The organism is Xenorhabdus hominickii (assembly GCF_002632725.1).
GTDB classification, from domain to species: Bacteria; Pseudomonadota; Gammaproteobacteria; order Enterobacterales; family Enterobacteriaceae; genus Xenorhabdus; species Xenorhabdus hominickii.
Window position 1 is genome coordinate 379,143 of record NZ_NJAI01000003.1, and the last position, 26,918, is coordinate 406,060.

Here is a 26,918-nt window from a genome sequence, read left to right on the forward strand (position 1 = left end):
ATATCACTTTTTCTTTTTGGCATATCCCTTGCAAATATCTTTTGCGCAAATACGGCAAAAATAGCAGAGAGGGAAAAATGAAACTGATCACCATCATTATAAAGCCATTTAAGCTGGAAGAAGTGCGAGAAGTACTCGCTGATATAGGTGTACAAGGTATGACAGTCACAGAAGTAAAGGGTTTTGGACGACAAAAAGGTCATTCTGAACTTTATCGAGGAGCTGAATACAATGTTAATTTTTTGCCCAAAATGAAGATTGATATCGCTGTTAATGATGAGTGTGTTGAAGAGATTATCCATGTTGTTCAACAAACTGCTTTTACAGGCAAAATGGGAGATGGAAAGATTTTCATTGTTGAATTACAGCATGCTGTCCGGATCCGGACGGGCGAAACGAATGATTCAGCACTGTAAACGGGGAAAATGAACAATGAAGAAGCAACTTTTATTCATAGCTGGCATTGTGGCTTGTTCGCCTTCATTGGCGTTTGCTGCGGAAAAAACTCTCGATAAAGCTGATACGGTATTCATGCTGATAAATACCATACTTGTGCTTTTTATGACGATACCCGGTATTGCTCTGTTTTACGGGGGATTGCTGCACCGTAAAAACGTTTTGTCATTAATGTCACAGGTGATCGTCAGTTTTTCATTGGTCTGTGTGCTTTGGATCGTTTACGGTTACAGCATGACTTTTGAGGTAGGAAACCGTTTCTGGGGAGGGATTGATCAAATCATGTTGAAAAATATATCCATAACTGATCTAAGTGGCAGTTTCTATCTGTTGATTCATGTTGTTTTCCAAGGCGCATTTGCCTGTATAACGGTTGCTTTGGTTGTGGGAGCACTGTGCGAAAGAATCCGCTTTTCAGCATTATTAATTTTTAGTGTGTTATGGTTTACGGCATCCTACATTCCTATGGCACATATGGTGTGGGGAGGAGGTTGGCTTGCTCAGGATGGTGCTTTGGATTTTGCAGGAGGGACTGTTGTCCATATCAATGCGGCAGTAGCAGGATTAGTTGGAGCTTATTTACTTGGCGAGCGTTCAGGATTAGGACGTGAGGCTTTTAAACCTCATAGCCTGCCAATGACGTTTATTGGAACAGCGATCCTTTATATCGGTTGGTTTGGCTTTAATGTGGGCTCTGCAGGTGCGGTAAATGCCATCGCCGCGTTAGCTCTGGTGAATACTGTAGTGGCAACGGCAGGAGCCGTATTATCATGGGTTTCTTCTGAGTGGTTATTCCGTCAGAAACCTTCGCTTTTAGGGGCATGTTCCGGATGTATTTCGGGCTTAGTCGTCATTACACCCGCTGCGGCAACAGTTGGGATCGGTGGGGCATTGATTATGGGGTTGATTGCCGGTGTTGCTGGTTTATGGGGGGTGGTCATGCTGAAACGGTGGTTACGTGTTGATGATGTCTGTGATGTTTTTGGTGTGCATGGAGTATGTGGCATCGTTGGTTGCTTATTGACAAGTATTTTTACTGCATCGATTTTAGGCGGAACAGGATTTCCTGAAGGCATGACAATGCTAAAACAGCTCGGTATTCAGCTAATTAGTATATTGGTTTGTATTGTCTGGTCGTCGGTAGCTGCTTATATTTCATTTAAGATTGCTGATAAGCTGGCTGGATTACGCATTAGCATTGAATCAGAACGAGAAGGGTTGGATATTACTTCTCATGGTGAAAGTGCTTATAACTAATCATGTTTCCTCTCTGAAAACCCCATGCCGTAGTAACAAAATAGGACCTACTACTGTTATTACGGCATATATCCTTCGCGAGTTTTATCTTTTGAATGCCTACCTCATAACGTGGTTTGTTTTTGTAAGCGTGCTAAAAATGTATAACTGAATGATTATAGATAATAAATCTTTATTTGTTAGGGAGTGTATAGATTAAATTACAAATAAAATTTATCTTAATATTTTCATTTAGGCATTTATGACTATCACTATTAACGTTATTACTATTTTCTAAATAGAGTGAATAATATAGGTGGCGTTTTTATCTATTGATTTATATTTTTCATCTTTTAAATTGCTTCTTTTTTGGCTTATCTCATTCATCCCAATCACATATCCAGCTATGCTCCTGAGGATTCATTCTTTTTTCGCTTTGATACAACTCGAAATCTGTCAGATATATGGGGTTATTTTGTTTTTTTAGAAAGCGAGTAAAATGTTTGTATTTTACTTTTGTTGATATTGTAAAAATCATTAGCTTTTTTATATGATATAAAAGTGAACTATGAATATTATTTAGTATGGTTATTAATTGTTTGCTACGTTTACTGATATCGTACTAATTTGTTGAGGTGGATGTGAATATGGATGAAGCCAAAAATCTTGAGACAGATGAGGTTTTAGTTTGTAGACGTCATGTGTGATTGTTTTTTCATCAAAATGAGTGATAAATCGGCATTCAAATGAAGTTGCCTTGCTATTTCGCGATGTATGAAAGATAATGATGCCCGCTTCAAAATTTGAAGTAAACGTCAATGAGGGCTCTGTTAGTTCTCCCGCAACGCTAACTTGTTAACTTGGTCAGGTCTGGAAAGAAGCAGCCATAGCAAGGGATGTGTGTGCCGGGATGTAGCTGGCAGAGCCCTCACCAATTTAAAGCCTATAATCAGTTTATGCAGTTAGCCGATAATAGTTACCGGCCTTAGTCACTTACTATCTGATCACAACAGCTTAGCGGACAAACTTCCAAACAGATGATGGGATTTTATCATAGAGTTTGTTCATGGTAAGTTCAGCTAAACGGTGGTCAGCAGCAGAGTAGAACAATTCAAGTTCATCATCCGAAAGCTCGTATTTATTTTTTTCAATTACACGTTCTAGTGTTTCAATAGAAGTGCATTTTCTCAAACGCATCAGATAGTCAATTTTAGTCATGGTCGCCTTATCTTGTTCGGTATAAAAAATAGTTAGAAATATATTTATCAGGTTTTGCTTAAAGCAACATTCAAATCATGTAACAGAATGTTAGTTAAGTGTTCGTTTGTTCTCTGCCATCTTGTAAGTTCAAGAAAGCTTATCTTATCACTTCCGAACAAATTATATGTTTCATCCAGATACTCATCAATTAAGGTACTGAGATAGTGGTTATCTGAGTATTTAATTTTAAAGCTCCAGACAAAAGCTGCAATGTGCTCGATCAATTCGTTTAATTTTAAGCTGTTCTCGGAAGTCAGATCGTGAGCCCAATGATTATCAGTACGGTTCAGAACTGATAATGCCTCGTGAATTAAGTTTTCACATAAATATTTTAATTCAGCAATATCATGTCTTTTTGGTGAATATTCATCCATAATCACCTCCGTAAACGACAAACGGTTTATTTGAGCTAGGTCTTATACATGCTAATTATTATAGTCATTCTTTTAGAATAGAGCCTATCAAAACATGATTATTATTTATTAATATTAAAGCTCTATTTTGCACATTCGCCAACTGGATTTTAAGGATGGCTAATTTATGCTTATTTTCGGTAAAAGCCTGGTGCTTTACTATAACTTGGCGCTTTACTATAAAGAGTAGTCATATCTACATGTGCCATTAGATATTACTGAATTATACTAATACAGTAGATGCTATAGCAATAGCATAGAAGCGATTATAGGAGCTTCTATTGAAACTTTCAAAATCAATATAACGTCATTATTACATATGTCACCATTGAGATGGAACACTTTTTACCATTAAAGGTGTAATCAGAAGAAAAACATAGAAACTTATCAAGTTATCTTCCATTTATTATAAAAAACAGTAAATCATCAGTTTTAAACATAGTCGTTTTTTCATAACTATTTATTTTAATTGAAATATTATTGGATTTTAACACGGAAATTGTAAGCTTGAATATTCGTTGTTTGAGTGATTAAAGTTTATTGAAAAAGGCCACCGAAGTGGCCTTTTTAGCATGGTTTAATTTAGTGAGGGGTTGAGATGTGTTCAATATCCTCACTTTTTTTCGTGAATCGGCGTTTGATGACAACGAAAAATATTGGAACGAAATAGATTGCCAGTGATGTTGCTGCAATCATTCCTCCTAATACGCCCGTTCCTACGGCGTTTTGTGCACCAGAGCCAGCACCATTGCTCAATACCAGAGGCATAACCCCAAGCATAAAGGCCAAAGAAGTCATCAGGATTGGACGTAGACGCATTTTGACTGCATTAAGGGTGGCTTCGATCAAACCCTTACCTTCTTTTTCAATTAAGTCCTTGGCGAACTCTACGATAAGGATGGCATTTTTCGCTGACAATCCGATGGTCGTCAACAGGCCAACTTTAAAGTAAACGTCATTATCCAGTCCTCGAATTGCGGTTGCCAGCAATGCCCCTATAACCCCAAGAGGGACGACTAACATGACTGAGAATGGTACGGACCAGCTTTCATACAGAGCAGCCAGACAGAGGAATACGACAATCAATGACAGCGCATATAGAGCTGGAGCCTGATTACCGGACAAGCGTTCTTGGTAAGACATACCAGTCCAGTCATAACCAATGCCGTTTGGTAACTGTGATGCGAGTTGCTCCATCAGAGCCATTGCATCGCCAGTGCTCTTGCCTTTAGCCGCTTCACCTACGATTTCCATGGAGGGTAGGCCGTTATAGCGTTCTAGACGAGGTGAACCATAAACCCAAGGTTCTTTTGATGTGTCCATGAATGCAGAAAACGGTACCATTTGGCCTTGGTAGTTGCGGACATATAACTTACTGATATCACTAGGTAACATACGGTAAGGCGCGTCAGCTTGAATATAGACTTTTTTGACACGGCCGCGATCGATAAAGTCATTGACATAAGCCCCCCCAAACATCGTACTTAGCGTTGAGTTGATATTTGTGGTGGATACCCCCAGAGCCTCAGCTTTTTTCGAATCAATATAAATACGATATTGCTGTGTGTCATTCTGCCCATTAGGACGAACACTGGCTAGCATTTCGGGGTGTTGGTAAACCATCCCAAGTAATTTGTTACGTGCATCTGTCAATGCTTCATGACCAAGGTTCCCTTTGTCGATCAATTGGAAGTCAAAACCACTGGCAGAACCCAGCTCTACAATTGAAGGAATATTAAATGCAAAGACGGTAGCTTCCTTGATTTGGAAGAAGTTTGCGTTTGCACGGTCTATGATGGCTGCAACCTTATCTTTCTCATCCTTACGCTGATCCCAATCATTTAAGCTGATAAATGCCAGACCGGTATTCTGCCCTTGACCACTGAAACCAAAACCGTTAACTGTAAATACAGATTTAACAACATCTTTCTCTTTGGTATAGAAGTAGTCGTTGATTTGGTTCAATACCTTTTGTGTCTGCTCCTGAGTTGAACCTGGCGGTAGCTGAACCATTGTCAGCAAAACGCCCTGATCTTCTTGAGGCAGGAAGGAAGATGGCAGGCGAGTAAATATCAACGCCATACCTGCGACCAGCAAGACATATATCATTAAATAACGCCCTGTACCACGCAACATTCGGCCGACACTATCGGTATAATGTTGTGTGCTCTTTTCGAATAGTCGGTTAAACCAGCCGAAGAACCCCGTTTGAGCTCCATGGCTGCCTTTAACAACGGGTTTGAGCATGGTGGTACATAATGCAGGTGTTAGAATTAATGCTACCAGTACAGACAATATCATTGCTGAAACGATTGTTACTGAGAACTGGCGGTAAATTGCCCCTGTGGCTCCTCCGAAAAATGCCATTGGTATAAATACAGCGGAAAGTACCAATGCGATACCGACTAGAGCTCCCTGAATCTGCCCCATTGATTTTTTGGTGGCTTCTTTCGGCGATAAGCCTTCTTCTTGCATGACACGTTCGACGTTTTCCACCACCACAATGGCATCATCCACAAGTAAGCCGATGGCAAGTACCATCGCAAACATGGTCAATGTGTTGATGGAGTAGCCAAATGCCGCAAGGATGGCAAATGTACCAAGCAATACTACCGGAACCGCGATAGTCGGGATTAAGGTTGCGCGGATGTTTTGCAGGAACAGGTACATGACAACAAACACCAGCAATATGGCTTCTGCTAATGTTTTTACCACTTCGAAAATAGATATTTTGACGAATGGTGTAGTGTCATACGGGTACACGATAGTCAACCCGTTCGGGAAAAAGGGCATCATTTCAGCCAGTGCTTTTTTGACGGCTTTGGAAGTATCCAATGCGTTAGCACCTGTCGCTAGCTTTATACCGATACCTGCTGCGGGTTTGCCATTGAACCGACCAATGATACTGTAATTTTCAGCTCCCAGTTCAATGACAGCGACATCGCTCAAGTTAATGTGTGACCCATCGGGATTCACGCGCACCAGAATCTTGCCGAACTCTTCCGTAGAATTCAGGCGAGTCTGTGCGATGATAGAGGCATTTAAACGCTGCCCTGGAACAGGTGGCGTTCCTCCTAATTGCCCGGCTGCAACTTGGTTGTTTTGCGCTTTAATCGCACTGATGACATCCGAAGTGGTCATTTTATAGTTGACCAGTTTTTCCGGATTAAGCCAAATGCGCATAGCATACTGTGTACCGAAGAGTTGTGTTTCACCCACACCAGCAACACGACTCAAGGAATCTTTGACACTAGCCCCGACATAGTCGGCGATGTCATCTTGAGTCATGGTGCCATTTTGAGAAATGAAACCGGCCACCATCAAAAACGAGCTGGTGGTCTTATCAACACTAACACCTTGTTGTTGAACTTCCTGAGGTAACAGAGGCATTGCCAATTGCAGTTTGTTCTGAACCTGAACTTGAGCGGTATCTGGATCTGTATTGGCTTCAAAGGTTAGCATGATATTCATGCGTCCCGCAGAATCGCTGCTGGAGGACATGTACACCAGATTATCGATACCATTCATATTCTGTTCAATAACCTGAGTGACGGTGTTCTGAACAGTTGTCGCGTCAGCTCCTGGGTAAACTGCTGAAATAGAAATAGCGGGTGGAGCAATCGCAGGGTATTGCTCCACGGGTAATTTCATGATTGCCAACAGGCCTGATAACATGGTGATGATCGCAATCACCCATGCAAATATTGGCCGTTCGATAAAAAACTTAGGCATGAATCACCGACTCCTTATTGGGGCTTCTTTACAGGCTCAGCCTGATTAGCCGTAGGCTTGGCATTCAAATCAATTTCTACAGGCTTAACTGTGTCATCTGGTTTTATTTTCTGCAATCCAGTCACGATCACTCTATCTCCCGCTTTCAAACCTTCTGTTACCAACCATTTGTTACCGATCGCTTGAGCCGCATTGATATTACGTAATTCTACTTTGTTATCTTTGTTGACAATCAGAGTAGTTGCTTGGCCACGTGGGGTTCTGGTAACAGCTTGTTGGGGGATCAGAATCGCATTTTGGCGCACACCTTCTTCCAGTTTGGAGCGAACAAACATACCTGGGAGCAGTTCTTCATTTGGGTTTGGGAAAACAGCACGCATAGTGATAGAGCCTGTTGTTTCATCAACCGCAACGTCTGAAAACTCAAGGTAGCCTTCTTTGCTGTACTCTTGACCGGTATCAGTAATTAGGCGAAGTTTGGCTTTGTTTTGGTCTCTTTGAATGGTTCCTTTGGCAATTTCATTTTTAAATCGCAGGTAGTCATCACTTGATTGAGTGATATCAACATAGATCGGGTCTAACTGTTGAACGATTGTCAGAGCTGTTGGCTGCCCAGCAGAAACCAGAGCGCCTTCTGTGACAGTGGATTTACCCGCACGACCAGAAATAGGAGATGTTACTTTGGTATACGCCAGATTAATCTGAGCGCTTTCCAATGCAGCCTTAGCGGACTGAACATCAGCATTTGCCTGTGCGTAATCAGAATCTGCTTTATCAAACTCCTGCTTACTTACATATTGTGTGCCTAGCAAAGATTTATAACGCTCAACGGTTAAGTGGGAAACTTTCTCGTTGGCCTGCGCTCTAGCCAGGTTTGCTTTGGCTTTGTTGTATTCAGTCTGATAGGTCGCTGGATCGATTTGGTATAATGATTCTCCCGCAACAATATCACTTCCTTCTTTGTAGTTACGTTTCAGAATGATGCCACTGACTTGAGGACGAACCTCCGCAACACGGTAGGACGATGTACGACCTGGCAATTCTGTAATAACCGTCAGAGGTTCGGCCTTCAGCGTTACGATATCCACTTCAGGAACAAACCCTCCAGTAGCTCCTGGCAGTGTGTTTTTATTGTCATTACATCCCGAGAGAATGAAACTGCCTGAAAACACCAATAATGTGACCAGAGGTAAAACCCCCCTGTTTTTTCGCATAAGTAAACCTCAATTTTTCAATGTAGATTCTCTAACCTAACGAGTGAATTCATTACTTCATTGATTATGGGTGCTATAGTACAAACATACATGAATGTATGTAAATCACCCTCAGTCAAAAACAAAGTTTATGGCACTAAAATGGCACGAAAAACTAAACAGCAAGCAAAAAAAACTCGTCAACAAATTATAGAGGCTGCAATAAAAACATTTTCTGAGCGCGGTGTTTCTGCTACTTCATTGGCAGATATTGCAATTGCAGCAGGTGTAACGCGTGGTGCGATTTACTGGCACTTTAAAAATAAAACGGATTTACTTTCCGTTGTTTGTAAAATGCCAGAATATAAAATAGACGAGTTAGAGAAAGAGTATCAAACAAAATACCCTAATAATCCACTCATTGCATTGAGATCTTTATTAATTTTCATACTGGGAATGATGATTAATGATGTACAACATCGTGCGTTAATGGAAATTTTTTTCCATAAATGTGAGTTCGTTGGAGAAACATCTTCATTGGCAGAGCAGCTTCGGGAGACATGTATTTCCGATTATATCAAAATTGAAAAAATGTTAACGGCTTGTATCCAATCTGGGGAGTTACCTTATGATCTTGATCTCCGGCGTTCTGCTATTATGTTGAGAGCATTGATGACAGGATTAATGGAAAACTGGTCATTCTCGCCAGACAGTTTTAATATTCAGGAACAATCTGCACACTTGGTAGATAGTTTTATCGACACGCTTAGATATAGCCATCACCTACGGTGCAATTCCATTATCTGCAAATGATGAGTAGATTAATTGATGGTTTCAGTTAACCGATATTTGAGTGCCTTGCTCAATAAGGGAGAGTTGTGCAACACACTCCCCGATATAGTCTTTCTACGCAATATAGTATTTTTTCGCCTTGTGTTGATGGTGAGTCTGTTTTTTCTCCTGTCATTTTTCTATTCTCCTGCGAATGCTGCTTTCAATAGTGATATTCCAACACGTACTGATATTCAAAATCAGCTCAAGCTCCTGACAGAACGTAAGGAGCATACTGTTGATGAAAAGGTATCGATGGCAGATTTGGAAAAAGCGCTCTCTTTCTTTGATAAAATAGATCAAGTGAAGTTGGATTCTGATCTACTCAAGAAAAATTTGCTGGATGCACCGCAAAAATCACGTCAGGTTATGATGGATTTGGAGAACCTGAAAAATAATGCTGAGCAGGATGAAAATGAGTATAAAAAGACGCTGGAAGCGCTATCTCTAAAACAGCTTGAGTCGAAACTGAACAGTACACTGAATAGCTTGCAACGAGCACAGGAAAACCTTGCTAGTTACAACAGTCAGTTAATTGGTCTGCAAACGCAACCAGAACGAGCCCAAAATGTGTTATTCCGCAACGTTCAAAGATTGCAACACATTCGTAATCAACTCAATAATTCATTAACTGAACAGTCAGAATCGAGCTATACCCAGATGGAATTATTGCTGGTGGAACAGTTTTTTTTGATGCAGCAAAATGAGTTTCAGCGAGCATCTTTACAGGCGAACACGCAGCTACAAGCACTTTTACAGCAGCAACGAGATTATACGGCGTTCAAAATTGACCAATTGGAGCGTTATGTCCAATTTATTCAAAATGTGGTAAGTGGAAAGCGTCTCATTCTTTCTGAAGAAACAGTGAAAGAAGCACAAACTCAAGAGGGTAAAAATTCCCATATTCAGGATAATTCTTTGGTTCAGGACGAAATTGAGGATAATCGTGAGCTAAGTGAACGGTTGGTTTCTGCTACGCGTGATAATAATCAACTGGTACAGAAAAATATTCAAGTTAAAAATTATCTGGATCGCGCCATCCAATCGGAGCGCAACCTAAAAGAGCAGGTTAAAGTTTTGCGGGGTAGTTTACTGCTGTCGCGAATTCTGTTTCAGGAGCAGTTGAAAGTACCACAGGATGTTCTGACAAAAGATTTGCCGACGAAAATTGCTGATTTACGTCTGGAGCAGTTTGAAATTAATCAGGAGCGAGATCAATCCTGTCAGGGAAATAGTTATACAAATAATTTATTGAAAGATAACCACGATAAGTTGAAAAACGAATCTGCGGAGGTTGTGGGTGAAATCCATAATGCCATTAATCAGATTCTAGATGTTCGTTGTGAGTTGTTAGATCAGCTCAATAATCAGTTGGGAAATCAGATTACGCATGCCATCAACTTACAGATGGATCAGCAGCAACTGTTAGATGTTACCAAATCATTAGAACAAACTCTTGTCCAGCAAATCTTTTGGGTCAACAGTAACAAACCGATGAATTTAGCTTGGTTGAAATCTTTACCTGATTTGATTCAGGGAGAATTGAGCCATTTGGATATTCATTTGACCCTGAGTGGTTTTGTTACGGGGCTGAAAAATTCCGTCCATTTCGTCATTCCCCTTTTGTTGATTGGCTTATTTTTGCGCTGGCAAACTAAAGGCATTAATGTGCAGCTACAGAAAATTTCTGATGAGGTAGGGCAGTTTCGTCGTGACGGCCAATTGCATACGCCAATGGCATTGATTCTGACTCTGATAAAAACATTGCCACTTGCCTTTATTGTGCTGGCTATAGGTTATTGGTATTCGAAATCAGGTGATGATCTGGGCGATTTGATTTGGAGATTTTCCTGCCAATTGGCGCTATTTTGGATTATGTATAGTTATTGCTATCAAATCCTTGCCATAGACGGGATCGGAGAGCACCACTTTTCGCTGGACAGGGAGGTTTGTACCTTATTCCGCAAAAATCTTGTGCGCCTGTCTATCGCCCTGTTGCCTATTTTGTTCTGGATCACATTAGGTGTTAAACATCCTTTGCGGTTGTCTGATGATGTGATTGGTCAGTGTGCCGTTTTGGTTTGCCTATTCTTTGTTTTCTTTTTTATCTTTCCATTTTGCCGTCAGGTATGGCGTGAAAAAAGCTCCCACATGATCCGCACTATTGTGGTGACAACACTGACTTTTGCACCGCTAATTCTGATCGTATTGATGGTATCTGGTTATTTCTACACGACTCTGCGTTTAGCAGAACGTTGGCTCTATAGCCTGTATTTACTATTCTTCTGGCATATTTGCTACCAAGCGTGTTTGCGGGGGTTAGGGATTGCAGCACGTCGTATTGCTTACCGACGTGCCATTGCCCGTCGTCAGTCTCTAACCAAAGAAGGGGCAGAAGGAGAAGTGGTGGAAGAGCCACCAATGGCTTTGGATCGTATTAACCAGCAATCATTGCGTTTGACTACCATGGTGCTGTTTTTGATATTTTTTGGGGCATTTTATTGGATTTGGTCTGATTTGGTGACGGTGTTTTCCTATCTTGACGGGATCAACTTGTGGCAATACAGCACTACAACCGAGCTGGGGAATGTCCTGAAATACGTCACCTTGAAAGATTTGGCATTATCGATAGCGATGTTGGTGATTTCTTGGGTCATGATGAGAAACTTACCGGGCTTACTGGAAGTATTAGTACTATCCCGCTTGCAGTTACAACAAGGTTCCTCATATGCAATTAAGACGATGCTAACTTACCTCATAATCGGAGTTGGGGGCATTACTGCACTGGGAACACTGGGCGTTTCATGGAATAAACTACAATGGTTGGCGGCCGCTCTTTCGGTCGGTTTAGGTTTTGGTTTACAGGAAATCTTTGCCAACTTTGTTTCGGGTTTGATTATTTTATTCGAACGTCCTGTCCGTATCGGAGATACCGTAACGATAGGCACTTACTCTGGTTCGGTCAGTAAGATCCGTATTCGAGCGACGACGATTACGGATTTTGATCGCAAAGAGGTGATTATTCCCAATCGGGCATTTGTGACGGAACGTCTCATTAACTGGACGCTTTCTGACACCACTACACGAATTATTATTAAGGTCGGCGTCGCATATGGTTCTGATCTTGATAAAGTGAAAGAAGTGTTGTTAAAAGCAGCAAACGATAACTCTCGGGTAATGAGTGAGCCAGGACCGCAAGTCTACTTTATGAGTTTTGGTGCCAGTACACTAGATCATGAATTGAGGCTTTATGTACGAGAATTGGGTGATCGTAGCCGTACCGTAGATGAAGTTAACCGTAGTATTGATCAATTATGTCGGGAAAATGACATTAATATCGCATTTAACCAATTGGAAGTTTATTTGCACAATAGGCAAGATAGTTTGCAGGAGGTACAGAAGCCATTGAACGTTGCTAATCAACCTCCAGATGGGAAATCTTTTCCTGATGAAAAATCATTTTTGCCTTAAATCCGTTTTTTATTAAAAAATAGGGCCTGATGGGATAAGGATTAATTTTGCTTATTCCTCAGGCTCGTGAAGTTGTTTTTCCAGTTTTCCCTTAAAATCGTGTTTGACGATTTCTAATGCTGCCAGCACGGTGCCTGGTGCAATCTCGTTACATTCGAGCAGATAAATAAGATCTACCGCGAGTTGCACTTCTGGCGGTGCTTGTTCAAGAGTCATAATGGCTATTTTCCTTGTATCTAATCAGAATTTTCCTGCTTTTCTATTGATCTCTCGATACGCATCAACGCTTGGCGACAGCGGGCGAGTCTTCCTGCCAGAGCTGCGATTTCCTGTTGCAATTTATGCTTATTGGCGAGTGTTACTTGTTTATTTAGCTGTAATTCTCTGTCATCCACCATTGCCATTAGACGACGCTCATAATCTTGATGTTCTGCCAGACGTTGGTAAAGATCTCTTTCTTGTGAGCGGCGTTCAAATTTATCTTCTTGCTTTCGCAGGGCTTGGGTTGATATTTCGCGTTTTAAGGCCTCGATTTGTGTCAGTAAACGCTCAGAAAGGAATTTCACTTGCTCAATACGGTTATCTTTGACGCAGCTTTTTAATTGTTCCATATTTTGTTTGATTTCTTGCATGTATCCACCGAGTTTATTGCTGTAGCGGTGGAATAGCGTTTGATCAAAACGGGCGATGGAAAAAGGCGTATCGGGTAGTAAAGCGAGATCCTGCTCTAGGGTACTGATCTGTTTTTCCAAGGCACTTAATAAATTTTGTATACCCATCAGCATTCCATTATCGTTAATAATCTATTTTGACCTAATTCAACAAAATATAGGCTGTAAATTGCTTCGTAGTTGCTTTTTTCTTTTTTTCTAGTAGTTTGAATAAATTTTACCGTTTTCGTTTTTTATAAAATGGCTGGCATCGATTATGACCGCTCACGCACAACAACTACAATTTATTAAAGATAGTATCGAAACGATCCCTGATTATCCAAAGAAGGGAGTACTTTTTCGTGACATTACCACATTGCTGGATAATCCCGTAGCTTATCAAGCTACGATTGATTTACTGGTAGCACATTATCAGGAAAAAGGAATCACGAAAATTGTTGGTACTGAAGCTCGTGGTTTCTTATTTGGTGCTCCTGTTGCACTGCGTCTGGGAGTCAGTTTTATTCCTGTCCGTAAAAAAGGTAAATTACCTCGTGAGACATTAAGTGAAACTTACGATCTGGAATATGGTACTGATACGCTAGAAATTCATAAAAGCAGCATCAAGGAAGGGGATAAAGTTCTGGTCATTGATGATCTGCTTGCAACGGGTGGAACTATCGAAGCGACAGTTCGCCTGATCCGTCGCTTGGGCGGAGATGTTAACGAAGCGGCATTCATCATTGGATTACCGGATTTGGGAGGTGTCGAACGCTTGAAGAAACAAGATGTTGAGAGCTACACGCTCCTTGAATTCCCGGGTCATTGATTGTTCTGATTTTTGCATTATTGATACATCAGCCTCGCCGTGAATGGTGAGGCTGTGCTAGCATGATAGTCAGTCATGTTCAATTTCCTCGGTATTCATGAGCTATCAGGTATTAGCCCGTAAGTGGCGCCCACAAATATTTTCTGATGTGATCGGTCAGCAACATGTGCTGACTGCTCTGGCGAATGGTCTTGAGCACCAGCGCCTCCATCATGCTTATCTTTTTTCCGGCACTCGTGGTGTGGGTAAAACCACTATCGCACGTCTGTTGGCAAAAGGACTGAATTGCGAAACGGGTATTACAAAGACCCCGTGTGGTCAGTGTGCGAACTGTCTTGAAATTGAACAGGGGCGATTTGTTGATTTGATTGAAATCGATGCCGCTTCCCGAACAAAAGTAGAAGATACCCGCGAATTGCTGGACAACGTCCAGTATGCTCCTGCCCATGGCCGTTTCAAGGTTTACCTTATTGACGAAGTTCACATGCTTTCTCGTCATAGCTTCAATGCCTTACTGAAGACATTAGAAGAACCGCCTGAACATGTGAAATTCCTTTTGGCAACGACAGATCCACAAAAACTGCCTGTGACTATCCTTTCACGTTGCTTGCAATTCCATCTGAAAGCACTCGATGTGAATCAAATTGGCAGCCAATTGGAGCATGTCCTCAATGCGGAGCACATAGAAAGTGATGCCCGTGCTCGTCAGCTTCTTGCACGTGCTGCGGATGGCAGCATGCGCGACGCCCTGAGTTTAACCGATCAAGCCATTGCCCTTGGTGGTGGAATAGTGACATCGGACGTTGTTCGTCAGATGTTGGGTGCGCTGGATGATGAACAACCATTGGCGATGATTGAATCATTAGTGCGTGCTGATGGGCAGCAAATGATGGCTCTGGTTGAACAAGTTGCATCCCGTGGTATGGATTGGGAAAACCTACTGGTCGAAACGTTGTCGCTGTTGCATCGCATCGCCATGCTCCAATTATTACCTCAGCAACCTGAAAGTGATCCATCGTCAACAGAAGGGCGATTGCGTTTGCTGGCAAGAACAATCTCTCCGACGGATTTACAGCTTTATTATCAGGCTTTGCTGATGGGACGCAAAGAACTCCCTTATGCACCGGAGCGCCGGATGGGGGTTGAAATGGCATTATTGCGAGCTTTGGCCTTCCATCCTAAAACTGTTATTGAAGAATCATCACCTATTGCCGAAAGCCCTATAGCGGCAATTGAGTCAGCGCCATCGCCTTCTGGGCAATTTGCCCCACATAATATTGTTCCAAACAATGTTACCCAAGGTAGGGTTACTCAAGGTAATGCTATTCAAAGTAATAGAGAGGGCGAACATACTGGACAGAGCATACCTCAATCAATGGGAACACTACCTGCGGCGGGTAGCTCTACAGATAGCCCGACAGCGAAATTGTTGCAAGCAAGAAACGCGCTGACTCATCAAGGAAATACACCACCAAAAAAGCCTGAGCCGGCAGAGTCTGCAAGGGCGAAGCCGGCAAGTTCGGCTCTGGATCGGTTGGTGGCGGTGGCAGAACAGCGTCCTCAATCTTATATCCCTAAAGCGAAGGAATCTAAGCCGGCAAAAAAAGAGGCTTACCGCTGGCGAGCAACGAATAATGTTGAAGAAAAACAGCCATCGGTTACGACACCTAAAGCGATAAAAGCAGCACTTGAGCACGAAAAAACAGCCGAGCTGGTAAAAAAGCTGGCTATCGAATCGAAACAAAGGGACGCATGGGCTGCGGAAATTGATAAACTGCATATTCCCAAATTAGTTCAGCAGATAGCATTGAACGCTTTTAAAGAGCAGATTGATGAAAATCGATTCTGTCTGCATTTGCGTTCACAACAGCGCCATCTTAATTCGGCATCGGCTCAAAAAACGTTGGCTGAAGCATTAAGTGAATTGAATGGAAAATCTATTGAACTCCGTATTATTGAAGATGATAATCCTGAGATAAAAACGCCTCTGGAGTGGCGGCAAGCCATTTATGAAGAAAAATTGGCACAAGCGCGTCAGTCCATTATTTCGGATAGAACGATTCAAACACTTCAGCAGCTATTTGATGCAGAATTGGATGAAGAAAGTATCCGGCCTGTTTAACCGCTACAGTATGTTTTTATGCTGTGGCTATAGTGAAGAGAGAGAATTATGTTTGGTAAAGGTGGTTTGGGCAATTTGATGAAACAGGCCCAGCAGATGCAAGAAAAGATGCAGAAAATGCAGGAAGAAATTGCAAGCCTAGAAGTGACAGGTGAATCCGGTGCGGGTCTGGTTAAAGTGACAATTAATGGTGCGCATAACTGCCGTCGTGTTGAGATCGATCCAAGCCTGATGGAAGATGACAAAGATATGCTGGAAGATCTGATTGCTGCTGCGTTCAATGATGCGGCTCGTCGCATTGAAGAAACCCAGAAAGAAAAAATGGCTGGTGTTTCTAACGGAATGCAATTACCGCCTGGCTTTAAGATGCCATTCTAATGCAAACCAGCCCTCTTCTTGAATCGCTGATGGAAGCACTACGCTGTTTGCCCGGCGTAGGCCCTAAGTCTGCTCAACGAATGGCATTTCATCTACTCCAGCGGAATCGTAGTGGAGGAATGCGATTGGCACAGGCTTTGACGCGAGCGATGTCTGAAATTGGTCACTGTCAGGATTGCCGGACATTCACCGAACAGGAACAGTGCACAATTTGCACTAATTCCCGCCGTCAGCAGAATGGCCAGATCTGTGTGGTGGAGAGTCCAGCGGATATTCATGCCATTGAACAAACTGGTCAGTTTGCAGGACGTTATTTTGTCTTGATGGGGCACTTATCACCACTGGATGGCATTGGGCCAATGGATATCGGTTTGGATCGTTTAGAAGAACGCTTATCTTCTGAAACGTTATCAGAAATTATTTTGGCAACGAATCCAACTGTCGAAGGAGAGGCCACGGCAAACTATATTGCAGAAATATGTTCGCAGTATGGTGTGAGTGCCAGCCGAATTGCCCACGGGGTTCCTGTCGGTGGAGAGCTTGAAATGGTGGATGGTACAACCCTGTCTCATTCACTGGCTGGCCGTCAAAAAATCACTGGTTTGTGATTTATCGCCCAATTTTAATGGGACATTCCAATGGATGGTGTTGCGGTTCGTGCCGCCATCCATAACAGGTTTAAGTGCGTATCAAACTAAATTTTACATTCTTGTTTTTTTCCGAACTTGAAATTTTCCGTATCTATCCCCATTTGATTACCATCGTCCGATTTTACATATCTGAACTGGATTTAGATTGAGGTAATAAATGAGCATGAAAGATCAGGAAACACGTGGATTTCAGTCAGAAGTCAAACAACTATTGCAGTTGATGATTCATTCTCTCTATTCCAACAAAGAAATTTTTCTCCGTGAGCTAATTTCAAACGCATCTGATGCGGCGGACAAGTTACGTTTCCACGCATTATCTGCGCCTGAGCTGTATGAAAATAATGGAGAATTACGTGTTCGTCTCGCTTGTGATAAAGAGCAAAAAACCATCACTATCAGTGATAATGGTATCGGGATGTCCCGTGATGAAGTGATTGATCATCTGGGAACGATTGCAAAATCAGGTACTAAAGCATTTCTTGAATCAATCGGCTCTGATCAGGCAAAAGACAGTCAATTGATTGGTCAATTCGGTGTTGGTTTCTATTCAGCGTTTATCGTTGCGGATAAAGTGACAGTACGTACCCGTGCAGCAGGTGCTGCGACTGATCAGGGTGTATTTTGGGAATCAACAGGCGAAGGTGATTATACCGTTGCTGATATTGAAAAAGTTGAACGTGGTACAGAAGTCACTTTGCATTTGCGTGAAGCGGAAAGTGAGTTCCTCAATGATTGGCGTCTGCGCTCTATCATTGGCAAATATTCTGATCACATTGCCTTACCTGTTGAAATCGAAACTCAAACGAAAAACGAAGAAGACGACAGCGTTACCGTCACATGGGAAAAGATCAACAAAGCTCAGGCTTTGTGGACTCGTGGTAAAGCAGAAATCAGCGATGAAGAATATCAAGAGTTTTACAAGCACATTTCCCATGATTTTACTGACTCTCTGATCTGGAGCCATAACCGCGTTGAAGGTAAGCAGGAATACACCAGTTTGTTGTATATCCCTTCTCAAGCTCCGTGGGATATGTGGAACCGTGATCACAAACATGGCCTTAAACTGTATGTACAGCGTGTATTTATCATGGATGAAGCTGAACAGTTCATGCCAAATTACCTGCGCTTTGTCCGTGGCCTGATTGATTCCAATGATCTGCCGCTGAACGTTTCCCGTGAAATTCTGCAAGACAGCACAATTACCCGTAATCTGCGTAGTGCATTGACAAAACGCGTCTTGCAGATGCTGGATAAATTGGCAAAAGACGATGCAGAAAAATATCAGTCTTTCTGGCAGCAGTTCGGCTTAGTATTGAAAGAAGGCCCTGCTGAAGATGGCACAAACAAAGAAACCATCGCTAAATTACTGCGTTTTGCCACTACCCACAATGACGCTTCGGCACAAACGGTTTCTTTAGAAGATTACGTTGGCCGTATGGCAGAAGGGCAGGAGAAGATTTATTACATTACGGCAGATAGCTATGCTGCGGCGAAGAATAGCCCACATTTAGAACTGTTCCGTAAGAAAGGTATTGAAGTTCTGCTGTTGTCTGACCGTATCGATGAGTGGATGATGAGCTACCTGACTGAATTCGATGGTAAATCATTCCAATCTGTTAGCAAGGCAGATGAATCACTCGATAAGCTGGCAGACGAAAACAAGGTTGAACAGGAAGAAGAAGATAAAAAACTTCAGCCATTTGTTGAGCGTGTGAAGACCCTGTTGGGTGAACGCGTGAAAGAAGTGAAGCTGACTCACCGCCTGACTGATACGCCAGCGATCGTAACAACCGATGCCAATGGAATGAGCACCCAAATGGCGAAGCTATTCGCGGCTGCGGGCCAGACAGCGCCAGAAGTAAGCTATAACTTTGAACTGAATCCAGAACATGCTCTGGTTAAAAAAGCCTCTGATATTTCTGATGAGACTCAGTTTGCTGATTGGATTGAATTGCTACTGGAGCAAGCCCTGTTTGCTGAACGTGGCACATTGGATGATCCAAACCAGTTCATTCGTCGCATGAATCAGTTATTATTAGCTGAAACAGCTTAATCTTGTTGAAAGTATGATAAAGAAACCACGCTTCAGCGTAAAGTGGAGCGTGGTTTATTTTTTGGCTAATGCGAAAACGTTTACCTGATTCCTTGAGCCATCTCCCGTTCAAATGGTATGGTGGTTCGTTTTCTTTAAAAAATACGAAAAGCAAATAGCAAGGGGATTTACGCAATGCGTATTATTCTGCTGGGCGCACCAGGCGCCGGTAAGGGAACTCAAGCACAATTTATCATGGAGAAATATGGGATCCCTCAGATTTCGACAGGTGACATGCTGCGTGCCGCAGTAAAAGCTGGCACAGAGTTGGGTTTGAAAGCGAAAGAATTAATGGATAATGGCAAACTGGTGACTGATGAACTGGTCATTGCCTTGGTTAAAGAGCGCATCAAACAAGATGATTGTCGTAATGGCTTCTTGTTGGATGGGTTCCCACGTACCATTCCACAGGCTGATGCTATGAAAGAAGCTGGCATCAAGGTTGATTCTGTTCTGGAATTTGATGTTCCTGATAACATCATTGTTGAACGCATCATCGGTCGTCGTGTACATGCCCCATCGGGTCGTGTTTACCATATCAAATTTAATCCACCAAAAGTGGAAAACAAAGATGATGCCACTGGCGAAGAACTGACCATCCGTAAAGATGATCAGGAAGATACTGTCCGTAAACGTCTGGTTGAATACCACACACAAACCGCACCTTTGGTTTCCTACTACCAAAAAGAAGCTCAGGCAGGCAACACTAAATACTTCAAACTTGATGGTACTCGTCAGGTAGCTGAAGTTAGCGCGGAATTGGCTAACATTCTGGGTGAATGATTTAGTCTATTCTTGAGTGATTGCGCCTTAATTGCCACCCTTGTAGGTGGCAATTTTTAGGCACTTTTTTTTAGTCTATCAGTCTTCTTTCGTACTGATATAGATATTCTTCACTTCAGTGTAGGCATCCAGTATCATCTTATGGGTTTCACGCCCAAGTCCTGATTTTTTATAGCCACCGAAAGGCGCATGGGCGGGTAATTCGTGATAGGTATTAATCCACATACGGCCAGTTCTTACTGCCTTAGCGACACGCAGCGCACGGTTAATATCTTGTGTCCATACAGCACCTGCTAAACCGTATTCGGAATCATTGGCCATTTCTATCACTTCGTCTTCACTACTGAATGGAATGACACACAGTACAGGCCCGAAAATTTCTTCCTGTGCAACCCGCGTCTTATTGGTCACATTGGTGAGAATAGTTGGCTGGATAAAGAAGCCATCATCATATCCCGCACCTGTAATGCGTTTTCCGCCAGTTAGGACGGTTGCACCTTCTTGTTTTGCAAGATCGATATAACCCAAAATAATATTCATTTGTTCTTCACTGACTTGGCTGCCCATTTCAGTTTCTGCCAGCATAGGATCACCCACGTTGACTGATTCAAATACCATTTTCAGTGATTTCAGGAATTCGTCATGAATATCTTTATGTAGGAACAAACGGGCACCGGATTCACAGGCTTGTCCTTGATTAAGCAAAATTGCATTAGCGGCATATTTGACCGCTTTTTTCATATTGGCATCAGGGAAAATGATATTGGCTGATTTACCACCCAGCTCTAATGTGGCGGGAATAAGTTTTTTTGCTGCGGCAGCAGCAACGTTATATCCAATTTCTGTTGAACCTGTAAAGGCGACTTTATCAATGTCTTTGTGATCGAGGATCGCTTGACCAACGATTGAGCCACGCCCTGTAACAATATTGACAACACCTGCTGGTAGAACTTGATTCATGATGCGCCCCAATTCAAGTAGCGTCATTGGAGTCAGGCTTGCAGGATTAATGATAATGGTATTACCGGCGGCAAGGGCTGGTGCCAGTTTCCAAGCGGCCATCAATAATGGGAAATTCCATGGAATAATTTGCCCGACTACGCCAATAGGTTCTCGGATAACCAGACTCAGACTATCATTGTCAATAACGTCCATGGCATCGGAATGTGTGCGGATAACTCCTGCAAAATAGCGGAAGTGATCAATGGCAAAAGGAATATCAAAATGACGACACAGAGTTTGGGTTTTGCCGCCATCTAATGTTTCAAGGACGATAAAGCGTTCTGCTTCTGCTTCCAGCAGATCGGCAATTTTCAGTAACAATGATTGCCTCTCTACAGCGGAAGTTTTACTCCATGTTGGTAATGCTTTTCGGGCAGCTTTGACAGCGAGTTCTACATCTTCGGCATTACCTGCGGCATATTCCGTTAGGAATTCGCTTGTAGCGGGGTTATAGCTTTTGTGGGTGTTTTTGGAAACACTCTCGACCCATTCGCCATTAATCAACATCTTATAAAATTTAGCAGGTAACAATTCTTTGGTAATATCATGTAGCTTTTTCATTATAATCTCCGGGTACTTTGGTTTTTTTGTATGCTATGACATATATTCCGAAGTTATTATCGGACTAATTCTGATTTTCCCAGCCAACTGTAATTAAAATATAAAAGTTCTGCATCAATAAATATAAAGCTTGATGAGGCAATCAATGATGTAAGAGAGCACTTTAGCAGGAGAGGAACTTTTTCTTTGATGTAATATTTATTTTTGTCATTAATAATGGCTTGTAATATTTATTTGGTTTTTTGGCTAATGTTTTAGCATGATTTTTTATTGCTATCTTTAGATTATCTTATTGGAGTAATTCAGCCTTCAATTGCTTTATGATGTAGAGAGATCCTTACTCAACCTTAAGTGTTGGCAGATGATCTCTAATTCTTTGTATTATAAACAGTATAGCCAGCGATGTGATTGGAGTACATACGTGCTGGCAACAAAGAAGAAAATCGAAAAATAAAGGATATAAAAGGTATATTTGTTTGCCTTCTGCTATTATTACCATCAATGGTAATGGGTGGGATTGATCATGAAAAAATTGTTAGTAATTTGTTTGTTGGGTTTTACATTAACGGGCTGTGATAGACAACTTAAAATTGATGGTTCAAATGAAATAGCAGTAAAAACATCCATTGAAAAAATCAGAGATACTTTATCAGAAGATAAAAAATTAAAATTTGATGATTCATTGAATGTCACTATGGTTAATAATATCGATTTTGAGGCTCTGTTCAAAAATAACAAGGATGGAAAGATTCAGCATAGCGACATAGAAAAATTGGAACAGCAATTTTTTCGATCCCTTCACGGAAAAACAGCAGATCAAATCATAGAAGAAGCTGAAAAAATCAAAGCAATAAGTGAGGGAACTCATTGATTTTGAGTTTTGAGCTCTAATTTTCCCCCACATTGTCGGCATATATAGCAACTTTTTCCCCTGAGGACTTTATTGTGCTGTCTTATCGTCAATTCGTGTTGCTGACAGCGGCAACAATAATTAAATGTCTTACTGCGGACGGATTGCACAGAGAATTGATGGGTTCGGTTGGCAGGTACTTTAAATACAGATTCCATGATAAAACGCCATTCTTTCCCGTGTGGTGAGACTCCTCCGAACTGATGATAAGTCAATAAATGAGCTAGTTCGTGGGGGATCACTTCATCAATGAATGCTTGTTCGTTTTCGATCAACAAAACGGCATTCAGACGAATTTCCCAATCTTGCAAACGGGCACAACCTGCAATCGTGCCCCGTTGCCGATAGGTTACACTGGGTTCAGGAAAGACCTCTTGCAGAAAATCACTCGCTTGTGCCAGTTTTTGCCGCACGGAGCGCATAACGGCTTGTTGTAAGGTGAGAGGAACACTGACGGATTTCATTACGGCTGCATGCTATTTTTTTCAATATACTTTGATAATTCATCGATTAATCATAAAAAAAGCCCGCAGAATATTTGCGGGCTTCATCGGTCACAACGAATTATTTTAATCCTGCTGCTGAACGCAAAATTTCTGCTTTATCTGTCGCTTCCCATGGGAATTGCTCACGACCAAAGTGACCGTAAGCTGCGGTATCACGATAGATTGGATGCAGAAGATCCAACATCTTAATCAGGCCGTAAGGGCGCAGATCAAAGAATTCACGCACTAATTGAACCAATGTTGAGGTTGATACTTTCTCAGTGCCGAATGTTTCCACCATGATTGATGTTGGTTCTGCAACACCGATGGCATAAGACACTTGGATTTCACAGCGATCTGCCAGACCTGCTGCAACGATGTTTTTGGCAACGTAGCGTGCTGCATAGGCAGCAGAACGGTCAACTTTGGATGGATCTTTACCTGAGAATGCTCCACCACCGTGACGTGCCATACCACCGTAGGTATCAACAATGATTTTACGGCCAGTCAGACCACAGTCACCCATCGGGCCACCGATCACAAAACGGCCTGTTGGGTTGATGAAATATTTAGTCATTGGTGTGAGCCATTCAGCCGGTAGCACAGGCTTGATGATTTCATCCATTACAGCTTCTTGCAGCGCTTTTTGTTGGATGTCTTCGGAGTGCTGGGTAGAAAGCACAACGGCATCAATGCCGACAATTTTGCCGTTATCGTACTGGAATGTTACCTGACTTTTCGCATCAGGGCGCAACCATGGCAGTGTGCCATTTTTACGTATTTCAGCCTGACGCTCAACCAAACGGTGTGCATAAGTGATAGGTGCTGGCATCAGAACATCAGTTTCGTTAGTTGCATAACCAAACATTAACCCTTGGTCACCTGCACCTTGTTCCAAAGGATCAGCCCGATCAACACCCTGATTGATATCAGGAGACTGTTTGCCAATCGCACTGATTACTGCGCATGAATTGGCATCAAAGCCCATATCTGAACTGGTATAGCCAATTTCACGTACTGTACGGCGGGTAATCTCTTCAATATCAACCCAAGCGCTGGTAGTAATTTCTCCACCAACCATAACCATGCCAGTTTTAACGTAAGTTTCGCAGGCAACGCGAGCTTTTGGATCTTGCTCTAAGATTGCGTCAAGGACGGCATCGGAAATTTGATCGGCGATTTTGTCTGGATGTCCTTCTGAAACTGATTCAGAAGTGAAAAGGTGTGTAGTCATTATATTTCGTTACCTTAAATATAATCTTGGTTTAAGGGTGGATGTTTTACCATCTAGACGGCCATTTTAAGTCACTCTTGCTAAGGATACCAGTTTTTTTAATTCTAAATATCTTTCAATGCGTAACATTTTAGTTTTCTAGTCTAAAAGGGAGGAGCATCCCGGTTTCATTTTTAGGTAAATTTCATTTTGCAATTTCATTGGATTACAGGTATAAACTGCGCGCGTAACTGAGTAAGTTTTTACACTTGATGTTACAGGTTAATGTTACAAGTGTTTGCAGGAGATTTGTATATATCCTGCTTCTCAATTGAGAATCGGCTTGCGTGAAGTAAGCCTGCCATGTGGGGTGAATGGGGTTATGAACCATTATCTGCTGATTGTTAACGGCCAACAGCCACATTATGCCATTGCTGTATCCACATCTTGTTCCTTCCTTTCAAATATGAATTCATTTCGATGTTACTCTCAGCTGATAAGCAAGCGGGCAATATCGAGTTGGCATCATATAGTCACACAGTAAATATATTGTTTAGTTCCCTCTAAACGTTCCTATAATCTAAGAGCATGCTGTTCCCTGACATTTTTTAATGCGCAAGATACGCACGATAAAATAGTGTCTTGGGTTATTGACCTTACAGGTGAAGGCAAACCTCGACTCCATGAAGGAGACTGCCATGAATGATAATATCGCTCGCAAAATGCGACAGACCTACAACATCGCATACTGGGGTGGCAACTATTACTACGTCAATGATCTGGGTAATGTCAGTGTTTGTCCAAATCCTGATTTACCGGGAGCTCAAGTTGAACTTGTTAATTTGGTGAGGAAAGTTCAGGAAGAAAAAAAACAATTGCGTTTACCCGCATTGTTTTGTTTTCCCCAGATTTTGCAACATCGCCTGCGTTCTATAAACGCGGCGTTTAAGCGTGCACGTGAATCTTATGGTTATAAAGGGGATTATTTCCTGGTTTATCCGATCAAGGTCAATCAGCAACGTCGTGTTATTGAAACATTGGCTAACGCAGATGAACCTGTTGGATTGGAAGCGGGTTCCAAAGCAGAATTAATGGCAGTACTGGCCCATGCCGGTATGACAGGTACGGTGATTGTCTGTAATGGCTATAAAGATCGTGAATATGTTCGTCTGGCATTGATCGGTGAAAAACTAGGACACAAGGTGTATCTGGTTATTGAAAAAATGTCTGAAATTGCGATGGTGCTGGAAGAGGCCGAACGCCTCAATGTAATCCCACGTCTTGGTGTGCGGGCACGTTTAGCCTCGCAGGGCGCGGGTAAATGGCAGTCCAGTGGTGGTGAAAAATCCAAATTTGGCCTTGCGGCGGCTCAGGTACTGCAACTGGTTGAAACCTTACGTTCGGCAGGGCGTCTGGGTAGCTTACAATTATTGCATTTCCATTTGGGTTCTCAGCTTACCAATATTCGTGATGTGGCGACAGGAGTACGTGAATCAGCCCGTTTTTATGTCGAACTGTCTAAACTAGGGGTTAACATTCAGTGTTTTGACGTTGGCGGCGGATTGGGAGTCGATTATGAAGGTACACGTTCTCAGTCAGACTGCTCGGTTAACTACGGTTTGAATGAATACGCAAATAACGTTATTTGGGGAATTGGTGATGCCTGTGAAGAACACGGTTTGCCACATCCAACTGTCATTACTGAATCCGGCCGGGCACTTACAGCACATCATACTGTTTTGATTTCCAATGTGATTGGGGTAGAACGTAACGAATTCACTGATACAACCCCGCCAGCAGAACATGCGTCTCGTCCTTTGGCAAGTTTATGGGATACATGGCAGGAAATGCAGGATGGTGATAATAAGCGCTCCCTGCGTGAGTGGTTGCATGACAGCCAGTTTGACCTCCATGAAGTACATACACAATACGCTCACGGCATGCTGGATCTGTCAGAGCGGGCATGGGCAGAAGAATTGTACTTAAACATTTGTCGTCACATTCAGCAGGATCTTGATCCAAGCAACCGTGCCCATCGCCCGATCATTGATGAATTACAGGAGCGCATGGCAGATAAATTCTACGTGAATTTCTCGTTGTTCCAATCTATGCCAGATGCGTGGGGAATTGATCAGCTCTTCCCTGTTCTGCCAATTGAAGGGTTAGATAAGCCACTGGATCGTCGTGCTGTTTTGTTGGATATCACCTGTGACTCTGATGGTACTGTTGACCATTATGTTGATGGCGATGGGGTGGCGACAACGATGCCGATGCCAGCTTATGATCCGGATTGTCCACCGTTGATCGGCTTCTTTATGGTCGGAGCATATCAGGAAATTCTGGGTAATATGCATAACCTATTTGGTGATACGGCGGCCGTTGATGTTTATGTTGCAGAAAATGGTGAAGTGACTTATCAGCAGAGCGAAGAAGGTGATTCTGTCGCCAATATGCTCCAATATGTCAAACTTGAGCCGCAGGTGTTGTTAACCCGTTTTCGTGATCAGGTGAAATCGGCTGCTCTGGATGAAAGTTTGCAGGAACAATTCCTGCAAGAGTTTGAAAATGGCCTATATGGCTATACTTATTTGGAAGAAGAGTAATTTTCTGGCGTAAACAAGCTCCGTGTCACTGTGATGTTGATTGTCCAA

21 protein-coding genes and 1 other RNA gene are annotated in these 26,918 nt (G+C 42.3%); 13 read left to right on the top strand and 9 right to left on the bottom strand.

Annotated features, from left to right (window positions below; genetic code table 11):
- Positions 1–77 precede the first annotated feature (77 nt).
- The 3 genes from glnK to ffs all read left to right on the top strand — a co-directional run bounded on the left by glnK (position 78) and on the right by ffs (position 2,617).
- Positions 78–416, top strand: a complete 339-nt coding sequence (gene glnK / locus Xhom_RS11710) for a P-II family nitrogen regulator (protein ID WP_069316819.1) — start codon at positions 78–80, stop codon at positions 414–416.
- Positions 417–432: 16 nt separating this feature from the next.
- On the top strand, positions 433–1,713 hold the full coding sequence (gene amtB, locus Xhom_RS11715; RefSeq protein WP_069316818.1) for an ammonium transporter AmtB: 1,281 nt from the start codon (positions 433–435) through the stop codon (positions 1,711–1,713).
- An 807-nt stretch (positions 1,714–2,520) separates the two neighbouring features.
- An RNA gene (ffs, locus tag Xhom_RS11720) (signal recognition particle sRNA small type) lies at positions 2,521–2,617 on the top strand.
- Positions 2,618–2,706: 89 nt separating this feature from the next.
- Here ffs and Xhom_RS11725 read toward each other — a convergent pair.
- The 4 genes from Xhom_RS11725 to Xhom_RS11740 form a co-directional block, all read right to left on the bottom strand.
- Complete coding sequence (locus Xhom_RS11725; RefSeq protein ID WP_038238384.1) at positions 2,707–2,910, bottom strand: HHA domain-containing protein; 204 nt, start codon at positions 2,908–2,910, stop codon at positions 2,707–2,709.
- A 47-nt stretch (positions 2,911–2,957) separates the two neighbouring features.
- Positions 2,958–3,326 carry an Hha toxicity modulator TomB gene (gene tomB, locus Xhom_RS11730; protein ID WP_069316817.1) on the bottom strand — a complete coding sequence of 123 codons (369 nt, stop codon included), beginning with the start codon at positions 3,324–3,326 and terminating at the stop codon, positions 2,958–2,960.
- 621 nt (positions 3,327–3,947) lie between these two features.
- Positions 3,948–7,097: an efflux RND transporter permease subunit gene (locus Xhom_RS11735; RefSeq protein ID WP_069316816.1), complete on the bottom strand. Its 3,150-nt coding sequence runs from the start codon at positions 7,095–7,097 to the stop codon at positions 3,948–3,950.
- Positions 7,098–7,111: 14 nt separating this feature from the next.
- Positions 7,112–8,311, bottom strand: a complete 1,200-nt coding sequence (locus Xhom_RS11740) for an efflux RND transporter periplasmic adaptor subunit (RefSeq protein ID WP_069316815.1) — start codon at positions 8,309–8,311, stop codon at positions 7,112–7,114.
- Between the two features lie 141 nt (positions 8,312–8,452).
- Here Xhom_RS11740 and acrR point away from each other — a divergent pair, with 141 nt between their 5' ends.
- Complete coding sequence (acrR, locus tag Xhom_RS11745) at positions 8,453–9,103, top strand: multidrug efflux transporter transcriptional repressor AcrR (protein WP_145957448.1); 651 nt, start codon at positions 8,453–8,455, stop codon at positions 9,101–9,103.
- 126 nt (positions 9,104–9,229) lie between these two features.
- Positions 9,230–12,592, top strand: coding sequence for a mechanosensitive channel MscK (gene mscK / locus Xhom_RS11750; RefSeq protein ID WP_418384927.1), 3,363 nt, complete (start codon positions 9,230–9,232; stop codon positions 12,590–12,592).
- A 51-nt stretch (positions 12,593–12,643) separates the two neighbouring features.
- On the opposite strand, the gene rsmS is transcribed toward mscK, so the two are convergent.
- On the bottom strand, positions 12,644–12,808 hold the full coding sequence (gene rsmS, locus Xhom_RS11755; RefSeq protein WP_069316812.1) for a pleiotropic regulatory protein RsmS: 165 nt from the start codon (positions 12,806–12,808) through the stop codon (positions 12,644–12,646).
- A 20-nt stretch (positions 12,809–12,828) separates the two neighbouring features.
- Positions 12,829–13,371 (bottom strand): primosomal replication protein PriC, encoded by a 543-nt coding sequence (gene priC, locus Xhom_RS11760; RefSeq protein WP_069316811.1) that lies wholly within the window; start codon positions 13,369–13,371, stop codon positions 12,829–12,831.
- Positions 13,372–13,519: 148 nt separating this feature from the next.
- Here priC and apt point away from each other — a divergent pair, with 148 nt between their 5' ends.
- From apt to adk, 6 genes are all read left to right on the top strand, one after another.
- The gene (gene apt, locus Xhom_RS11765) at positions 13,520–14,071 is read left to right on the top strand and encodes an adenine phosphoribosyltransferase (protein ID WP_069316810.1); all 552 of its coding nucleotides are present in this window, start codon (positions 13,520–13,522) and stop codon (positions 14,069–14,071) included.
- Between the two features lie 97 nt (positions 14,072–14,168).
- Positions 14,169–16,193, top strand: a complete 2,025-nt coding sequence (gene dnaX / locus Xhom_RS11770; protein ID WP_069316809.1) for a DNA polymerase III subunit gamma/tau — start codon at positions 14,169–14,171, stop codon at positions 16,191–16,193.
- 48 nt (positions 16,194–16,241) lie between these two features.
- Positions 16,242–16,571 carry a YbaB/EbfC family nucleoid-associated protein gene (locus Xhom_RS11775; RefSeq protein ID WP_069316808.1) on the top strand — a complete coding sequence of 110 codons (330 nt, stop codon included), beginning with the start codon at positions 16,242–16,244 and terminating at the stop codon, positions 16,569–16,571.
- On the top strand, positions 16,571–17,179 hold the full coding sequence (gene recR / locus Xhom_RS11780) for a recombination mediator RecR (RefSeq protein WP_069316807.1): 609 nt from the start codon (positions 16,571–16,573) through the stop codon (positions 17,177–17,179). The genes Xhom_RS11775 and recR overlap by 1 nt, the downstream gene beginning before the upstream one ends.
- Before the next feature lie 205 nt (positions 17,180–17,384).
- The gene (htpG, locus tag Xhom_RS11785; RefSeq protein WP_069318481.1) at positions 17,385–19,274 is read left to right on the top strand and encodes a molecular chaperone HtpG; all 1,890 of its coding nucleotides are present in this window, start codon (positions 17,385–17,387) and stop codon (positions 19,272–19,274) included.
- A 174-nt stretch (positions 19,275–19,448) separates the two neighbouring features.
- A complete protein-coding gene (gene adk, locus Xhom_RS11790; protein WP_069316806.1) occupies positions 19,449–20,096 on the top strand; it encodes an adenylate kinase in 648 nt (215 codons plus the stop codon).
- A gap of 78 nt (positions 20,097–20,174) precedes the next feature.
- On the opposite strand, the gene Xhom_RS11795 is transcribed toward adk, so the two are convergent.
- Positions 20,175–21,659: an aldehyde dehydrogenase family protein gene (locus tag Xhom_RS11795; RefSeq protein ID WP_069316805.1), complete on the bottom strand. Its 1,485-nt coding sequence runs from the start codon at positions 21,657–21,659 to the stop codon at positions 20,175–20,177.
- Between the two features lie 523 nt (positions 21,660–22,182).
- Between Xhom_RS11795 and Xhom_RS11800 the strand changes: the two genes are divergently transcribed.
- Positions 22,183–22,530, top strand: coding sequence for a DUF6694 family lipoprotein (locus Xhom_RS11800; RefSeq protein ID WP_069316804.1), 348 nt, complete (start codon positions 22,183–22,185; stop codon positions 22,528–22,530).
- On the opposite strand, the gene Xhom_RS11805 is transcribed toward Xhom_RS11800, so the two are convergent.
- Together Xhom_RS11805 and metK are read right to left on the bottom strand one after the other, a co-directional pair.
- Positions 22,524–23,033, bottom strand: a complete 510-nt coding sequence (locus tag Xhom_RS11805) for a SprT family zinc-dependent metalloprotease (RefSeq protein WP_069316803.1) — start codon at positions 23,031–23,033, stop codon at positions 22,524–22,526. The two genes, Xhom_RS11800 and Xhom_RS11805, sit on opposite strands and share 7 nt — an antisense overlap.
- 100 nt (positions 23,034–23,133) lie before the next feature.
- Entirely contained in the window at positions 23,134–24,288 is a 1,155-nt protein-coding gene (metK, locus tag Xhom_RS11810) for a methionine adenosyltransferase (protein ID WP_069316802.1), read from the bottom strand.
- Positions 24,289–24,965: 677 nt separating this feature from the next.
- Between metK and speA the strand changes: the two genes are divergently transcribed.
- Entirely contained in the window at positions 24,966–26,870 is a 1,905-nt protein-coding gene (speA, locus tag Xhom_RS11815) for a biosynthetic arginine decarboxylase (protein WP_069316801.1), read from the top strand.
- Positions 26,871–26,918 lie beyond the last annotated feature (48 nt).